Origin of the sequence: Staphylococcus sp. HMSC035D11 (assembly GCF_001836075.1) — a bacterium.
Classification (GTDB): domain Bacteria; phylum Bacillota; class Bacilli; order Staphylococcales; family Staphylococcaceae; genus Staphylococcus; species Staphylococcus hominis.
The window spans coordinates 1-928 of sequence record NZ_KV827239.1; the positions used below are offsets into that span (position 1 = coordinate 1).

Sequence of the window (928 nt, forward strand, 5' to 3'; positions counted from 1 at the left end):
CAGAATCCCGAAATTTGGGACTCCAGAATCCCAAATTTTAGACCCTAATGATACTGATTATATTAAGACTGATTATATTAAGACTAAGAATAATGATACGGATGATTTGAATGATAAAAAAATAACAAATTCTAGTAATCACACAAATCATTCAAGTCACAAAAATCTAAACTTTAATAATGAAGCTTTAAAATTTCAACTACTTGAAGAATTACCTCAAAATATTCAAAACTATCTAAGGTTTTTTGAGGTAGCCGAAATTAAAATTATCAAATCTGTATTATTAAAAGCCAAAACATCCTTCAACAATTCTATCGATGCATATTATTTATTAGAAGATATGGAACTTGAAATTGTTAATGTCCTTAAACGTTTTAAAGCTACATTAATTCAAAAAAATGAAACCGTTGAAGCCATGCAAGGCTACTTAATGAAATCTCTCAAATCTGAATTCGAAGAAATGCATACGTTAAATAAACGTCGTGACAATTTACCAATCACTTCTTTATTTAATCAATAATTCAACTTAATCTGCCAACAAGGTAAGGGTGGAGAAAACAAAACAATATCAGCACATGTCCCGATTTCACAACATAGCACGCTGCTATAAAAGAAAGGAGAATCACTTATGAGTAATAAGAAAAAGATTAAAGTTACTTTGGCATTAATTAATGTTGTTTTAACTGCGCTCCAACTTTATCTTCAATGGCAAGTAATTAAATCTAAAAAGGAAATGTAATTAAGTACAAAGGACTAAAACTGAAAAGATTTAGTCCCATTTTTTATAAACGCTTATTATTCGTTGTTACTACTATCAGTATTTTCTTCTTTTTAATTGATACTATTTTCAATAACTTATCTCTTATCTTCTTCAAACAAAACACCATGATTTGTAGGCATCATAAACTACTTCTTTTTAAATTTATTT

The 928-nt window shown here is 28.0% G+C and carries 1 pseudogene; it reads left to right on the top strand.

The features are described 5' to 3' along the window. A pseudogene (locus tag HMPREF2647_RS05500) lies at positions 1-520 on the top strand (replication protein); the annotation flags it as partial. Between the last annotated feature and the right edge of the window lie 408 nt (positions 521-928).